Origin of the sequence: Sulfuricaulis sp. (assembly GCF_049587675.1) — a bacterium.
GTDB lineage: Bacteria > Pseudomonadota > Gammaproteobacteria > Acidiferrobacterales > Sulfurifustaceae > Sulfuricaulis.
Genome location: NZ_JBAVEJ010000159.1, coordinates 1 through 6,350, shown reverse-complemented (window position 1 = coordinate 6,350; position 6,350 = coordinate 1). Strand labels below are relative to the sequence as shown.

General features: G+C 57.3%; 4 protein-coding genes and 1 pseudogene. 2 read left to right on the top strand and 3 right to left on the bottom strand.

Annotated elements, in window-relative coordinates:
- Positions 1-214: pseudogene (locus tag WB402_RS08305) on the top strand (glycosyltransferase family 1 protein); the annotation flags it as partial.
- A gap of 75 nt (positions 215-289) precedes the next feature.
- Here WB402_RS08305 and WB402_RS08300 read toward each other — a convergent pair.
- Complete coding sequence (locus WB402_RS08300; protein WP_424206796.1) at positions 290-1,117, bottom strand: sulfotransferase domain-containing protein; 828 nt, start codon at positions 1,115-1,117, stop codon at positions 290-292.
- Positions 1,118-1,287: 170 nt separating this feature from the next.
- Between WB402_RS08300 and WB402_RS08295 the strand changes: the two genes are divergently transcribed.
- Positions 1,288-2,781 carry a tetratricopeptide repeat protein gene (locus tag WB402_RS08295; RefSeq protein WP_424206794.1) on the top strand — a complete coding sequence of 498 codons (1,494 nt, stop codon included), beginning with the start codon at positions 1,288-1,290 and terminating at the stop codon, positions 2,779-2,781.
- A 113-nt stretch (positions 2,782-2,894) separates the two neighbouring features.
- Here WB402_RS08295 and WB402_RS08290 read toward each other — a convergent pair whose 3' ends face one another.
- The gene (locus WB402_RS08290; RefSeq protein ID WP_424206793.1) at positions 2,895-4,331 is read right to left on the bottom strand and encodes an FkbM family methyltransferase; all 1,437 of its coding nucleotides are present in this window, start codon (positions 4,329-4,331) and stop codon (positions 2,895-2,897) included.
- Positions 4,332-4,454: 123 nt separating this feature from the next.
- Positions 4,455-6,350 (bottom strand): tetratricopeptide repeat protein (locus WB402_RS08285; RefSeq protein WP_424206791.1); only part of this gene is annotated, 1,896 nt, incomplete at its 5' end.

Here is a 6,350-nt window from a genome sequence, read left to right as displayed (position 1 = left end):
ATTCTTCGATCCCGCCAGTGAACAGCAATTGGCTGGCAAAATAAAGGAGCTGCATTCAAATCCGGACCTGAGGGAAACCCTGATCCGGCGTGGACAGGCGCGGTCCAAGCAATGGACAGCCAGGGATTATGTTCTCGGGATTTTTATGATAGCAGACGAGTTTCAGCCCCTCCGCCGCAACTGGAGCGACCGGGATCCGGGGAAGTACCTCTAAGTTCTGTAACAGCAGAAACCGCATATCGTTGGAAAAACCTCGAACACCGGAAGACGAAATTCGGGGAAAGTTCATTCAGTGGTAGCCGTACTCCTTTAGGTAATCACCAAGATCTATTGCAATGCGTTCACGTATTCGATCGCGCAATACCTGCGAGTGCTGCCCGGCTACACCACTGCGCAGAATGAAATCGGGATTGCCTTCCACCAGTCCGGCACGTGCGGATTCCGGACGATGAAGGCGACGCATGTTGATGAAAGAGGTATGCTCGATCAGTGCATCCAGTGCCTGGCTGGGGAAGGCAATTCCGGCTGCATCCAGAAGGCGGCGATATTCTTTTTGTGGTTCTGCGAGCAGGTTCTCGTAACGGATGCACGTGTACTTAACGCCGTCAGCGCATTTTGAATATGAAGCAGAGTACTCTCGAATGTCACCGGGCCACACCTTGCCGCGCAGGAATAGATCAACAAACTGCGGTAACTTGTACCGATCCGGCGCGGTTTCCAAAAAAAGATGGGGTAGCCCCTTCGAATAATGAAAATACGAAATTACCACGTCGCGTGGGTCGCGGAGCAGATGGATTATGCGGCGGTACCTCGGATCGAAGGGAAAATGGGTTTTCAGTATGCGCGGGGGGCCCTCGGCGAACTCGAGGCGGCGGCCGTGAACATCCGGTATCGTCTTCATTCCCGATAAATCGCTCGGGAAATTTCCATGCCGGAGATAATGTCGCGCGCTGACCAGGATAAAGCGCGCAAAATGGCTTCCGGAGCGCGGATAAGACGCAAGCCAGATGTCATCTTCGCGAAACAATTCCTCGTTGAAGTACCAATCTTCCTGGCTCATATGCCGCACGGCCTTGCGCAGGTTCTCGGGATATGATTCGATTGTCGTGACCTTCATTATGTCCCCGCAAATTTCAATATGTTGTCGCGAAAGTTCCCGTCAGACAAGTAGAATCCCTGGCCAATCTATTCAAGATACGCCCAGGTAGCATGGAGAACCACATGAACATGAGCAGTATATATAGTCACGTTGATCACGCGTTTAGCGTGCGATGTGTCCAACACTAAATGAAGAATGAAGATCGTCTGAAACTTGCGTTACTTGACGCACAACAAGGAAGATATGCGCAAGCTGAGGCGGGATTCCGCGAGATTATCGCTCTCAGGCCGGATCACACGGAAGCAAAATTCGGCCTGGCGACCGTGCTCGCCACCGGCGGACGGCTGAACGAAGCGATCCCGTTATTGCGGGAGGTAGTAAGCGCACGGCCTAATCATCTTCAGGCTCTGACCAACCTGGGAAACGCCCTGCTGCAACAGCGGGCCTATCGTGACGCGGAGCAGGCCTTTCGTGCGGCGCTAAAGTTGAAGCCGGATTTCTTTCCCGCGATCTTCGGGCTTGGATGCGCGCTTCAGTTTGGGGGCGAGTTTGCTGAGGCGGAACGTTGGTACCGGCGGGCGCTGACCCTGCAACCGAAAGATCCCGGCTTGTGGATGAATCTCGGGGCAACGTGCAGACAGCAGCGCAAACAACGCGAAGCAATCGAGTCCTTCAAAACGGTGGTCAGCGTCAAACCAGACTTTCAGCCGGGCTGGTCGGCGCTCGGTCAGACACTGTTGGAGGCCAACCAACCGCGGGACGCGGAAGAGGCATTCCATCGTGCCGCACAGCTCGCCCCGCATGCGGCCGAACCCCATATCGGGATCGCGGATGCACTCTTGAACCAACAGCGCATCGATGAGGCGCTGGAGCAGTATCTGCGCGCGATTGCACTCGATCCGGACTCGCAGAACGCACATACCAAAACAGAGTCATTGCTGTTGCGGGTGGCGCATACACCGACCGCAGAACCGGCCGTTGCGTGTCTGTCCAATGATCGTATATATGAACGTCCTGCCCATTCCCTTGCGGAAGCACACGCCCTGCTCGATGCCTATATCTACCCTTTCCCTGAGGCACTCGAGCGGACGAAGATGCTGTTGCAGCAATTTGATCCTGAGCAGATATACCCAGGCGAGTGGTGGGCTACCCAGCTTTCCCGACTTGGTGCACTGCCGGAGGCACACCAGAAAATCTTTCGAGGCATCAGCTCTGCGATCTACAGCTGGTCGCCGCCGTCCCGGGAGGCGTTGCAGGCGGTGGCGACGTTTGCCGCTGATACCCTGTTGCATTCTATTGGCGCCGGAACCGGCTATTGGGAATGGCTGCTCGCGCGGCATTTCGGCACGCGCTATCGGGCCGGTGACTTGATATTGCGGCATCGTTTTGTCGAAATGGCCATTGAAGACTATGGCACCGCAACCGTCGGTGAGGACGAGACGCTATTTCTGGCTTGGATTCCACGGGGAGTGGAAGCGGTGCTGAATCTTTTTGAGCAGATGCGCGCGGGACAGAAACTGGTCCTCATCGGCGAGGGCCCTGACGCGCAGGGTAAGGCGCGCATTTGTGCGACCGAAAAAGTCTTCAGATACATTGAAACCCGCTTCGAACCTGCAGGAACGGTTCGCCTGGGATATTTTTCCTACATCCATGACGATGTGCGGCTGTACCGGCGGCGATGATTTCCTGGGAAGAGTTTATTCAATATTTTAGCGCGTCCAGATAGTTCTGGATTCCACCGTAGGCGCCTGCCAAGGCGCATCTGTTCGGCTTGCCGGTGCCGTCGGTTAGCATGTCAGGCTTTGATGGATACGTCGGAACGACCGGAACGTAGTTCCAACAGCTCCAGACGGCGCCGCATTTCCGGACCGAAAAACCCCAAGTCGCGGATTGATTCCAGATGCAGACGGGACAAGCCTGGGGAATAAAATGACGAGTAGGCGCTAATACGCTCAAACTCCTCCACGGCGGCCGACAGAATCCAGTTTCCAAAGGCTTCGCCGGGCGGCACCGAGTCAAATCGTTCTCCCGGTAACAGAAACGGTTCGCTCAGATCCGCTGACTTGACCTGTATGAAGCGGTTGCACAGTTGCGCGAGCGCTTCCGCAGCGATCTTCCTGGCGCCGTATTCCCACGCTACCCGTGACAAGCTGGACAGACGCAAATGTGACGCGTCACTTTCGCAAAGAGCTCTGAGCTTGCCATAACTGGCTTCCAGGGCACTGAAGCGTTCCCTGGGCGTCAGCGATGCATCACGGCTAAGGGAATGGAGGACCAGCGCATCCTCCACTTGGCCGCTTTGTCCAGCGGCCACCGTCTGCTCCCAGAGTCCGGCCAGAGATGATCCATAAGGCATTTTGGTCAGAACATTACGCCAGCCATGGGAGTCGTGGCTGCCGGTTTTCCCCCGCGCCCTGTTGATCTGTTCTTCGCGTGCGCCCAATGTGTGCGTAGGTGATTCCAACAGCCAGCCGAGTTCGGCAAGCCGGGCCGCGCGATCAGGCTTGCAGCAGAACAGATTAAGCAGGAAATCGTCCGGGGGAGACTCAGCGGTAAAGGAAACCAACAGGTTGAGTCCCGGTACCAACCGGTAAGAGTTGTAACCCAGCGAGTGGAATGCCTGCAGCAGTTCCAGGTGAAGTTCTTGCCCGGCTCTGATCTCATATAGAACCAGCGGCGACTGTTCGGCGAAGAAGCGCGTGCCCCCCTTCAGGATGTTAGCCTCCTCCCCTTCCGCGTCGATTTTCACCAGCTCGATATCCTGCCAGCCATAGGTTTCCATGCAGTCGTCCATGGTTACCACGGGGACGGTCTCGTGCGCGCCCGTTGATGGCGCGCCACGCACCAGCGCATTCAATTCCGAATGCTGGCGCATGGACAATTGCGCAACGCCTTTTTCGCCGGAGAGAGCACTCTGCGCCAAGGTAACATGGGAAAAGTCGTTGGCGGCAATCCCCGCAGCGAGAAGTTTCGCCGTGCTGGTTGCTGGTTCGAAGGCCCAGACATGTCCGGTCGGCCCCACCGTGCGTGCCATGGACAGGGCGTAGACCCCGTAGTTGGCCCCGATATCAATGACTTTCTGTCCCGGTTGCAGCAGGTGGCGCAGGAATTTTATCTCGTCCTCGAACCAGTCCTGCTGCTCCCGGAGTACGTAGGGCGTGATCAGATCCAGTGAATCTGGGACTACGACACGGACACCATCGACCATGGTAAGTGTTACGGACGGAATCATGGTTCAGATCTCATCATGTTGTGCTTACCCTTCACCACATCAGCCAGAAATTCCTGAAAAGTCACAGTTGGAGTCACGTCGTCAAACAAGATGTTACCTTTTTTCCCCATATCAAGAACAACTTCATGCATCCACGACGATATGGTCCGGCGACAACCCGGCTTGATACCGTTCATGCATCTTCAGGTAAGCCGCTTCGATGTGGCGGGTGAAGCGTGGCGTGTCGAATAGCGGCTGCGTGGTTCTGTTCAAGGCCAGCTTCTGGCGAATGGCGGCCAGCCGCTCGGGCTGGGTCGCCAGTGCCAGCGCCAGGGCTTCGTAGTCGGCATGGCCGCGGGTAATCAATTCCGGCAGGCCAATGGCCTGCAGCAGGCTCGCCGCCACGCGCCCCGCCAAGGTCTCCCCCAGGCAGGTCAGCACCGGCAGGCCCGCCCACAACGCGTCGCTGGCGGTGGTGTGCGCGTTGTAATAAAACGTATCCAAGAAGAGATCCGCCTGGCGATACCGCGCCAGATGGTTCGCCAGACTTGTCATGCGCGGGGCGAACACCAGTCGGTCCGGCGCCATGCCGCGTTGCTCCGCCTCACGACGCAGATTCCGGACCGCGGTCGCGTTCGCTTCGGACAACCACAGCACGCTGCCACCGACCGCGTGCAACAGCCGCATCCAGATATCGAACAGATCCGGGGTGATTTTGTAGCTGTTGTTGAAACAGCAGAACACAAAGGCACCGTCCGGCAAACCCAGCTCGGCGCGGCGGAAGGGGTGATCGGAAATCTCCTTGGTCGGGTTGTTCACCTGGCAACAATCCGGGAGGTAGACAATTTTTTCGTCATAATACTGCTGGTGTTCCCGGGGAATCACGGTGTGGTCGGCAATCAGGTAGTCCATGTAATCCGCGCCGAGCGTGCCCGGATAACCCAGGTAATTCACCTGCACCGGGGCTGGGCGCAGCGCAAAGATACCGATTCGCGCGCTTTTGGTATGCCCGTTGAGGTCCACCGCGATGTCAATCTCCTGCTCCCGCGCCAAGGCGGCGATTTTCTGGTCCGTCCACGTCCTCACATCGAAGAAGCGATCAAACGCCTTTTCCAGTCGCTGGCGCCAGACGTCGCCCGTGGGCGGCCCAAAAGAAAAACCCATAATTTCAAATTTGGCGCGGTCATGGCTTTCGATGAGCTGGGCTATCAAATGCGATACCGGGTGGTCACAGAAGTCGCTGGAGAAATAGCCGATACGGACCCGGTCATGGGCATAGCGTTCGCCCCGCCACAAGGGCGTGGAACTCTCCGGATATTTGTCGTGAAAAAGGATCCGCGCGCTATGCAGCTGCCGCGCTGGACCGGAGGAGATCGCTAGGAGAGGAAATGGGGCCGAAATCCTTTCGCCACGATCGATCGCCTGCGCAAGCTTGGCGCAGACAGCATCCAAGTCCTTCCAATCACAACAGCGCATCATGGAATGTAGCCAAAAACCGAAGGCGTAAGGCAAATCAGGCTTGATGGCAATCGCCTTGGCATAACTCGTCACGGCTTCATCGTAGCGTGTCTGGTTTTGAAGCACGTAGCCCCGGTTGTAATACGCCTCGGCAGCATCCGGCTTGAGGGCGATGGCGCGGTCAAAGCTCACCAGGGCCTCGTCCAGGCGCTTGAGGTCCTGAAGCACATTACCCCGATTGTTATACGCCTCGGCGGAATTCGGATTGAGGACGATGGCGCGGTCATAGCTGGCCAGGGCCTCGTCCAGGCGCTTGAGATTTCCGAGCACACTCCCCCGGTAGAAATGCGCCTCGGCGAAATCCGGCATCAGGGCAATGGCGCGGTCATAGCTGGCCAGGGCCTCGTCCAGGCGCTTGAGATGTTCGAGCGCCCTACCGCGGTAGAAATACGTCTCGGCGGATTTGGGATTGAGGGCGATGGCGCGGTCATAGCTGGCCAGGGCCTCGTCCAGGCGCTTGAGGTCCTGGAGCACATTCCCTCGATTGTTATACGCCTCGGCGGCATCCGGCTTGAGGGCGAT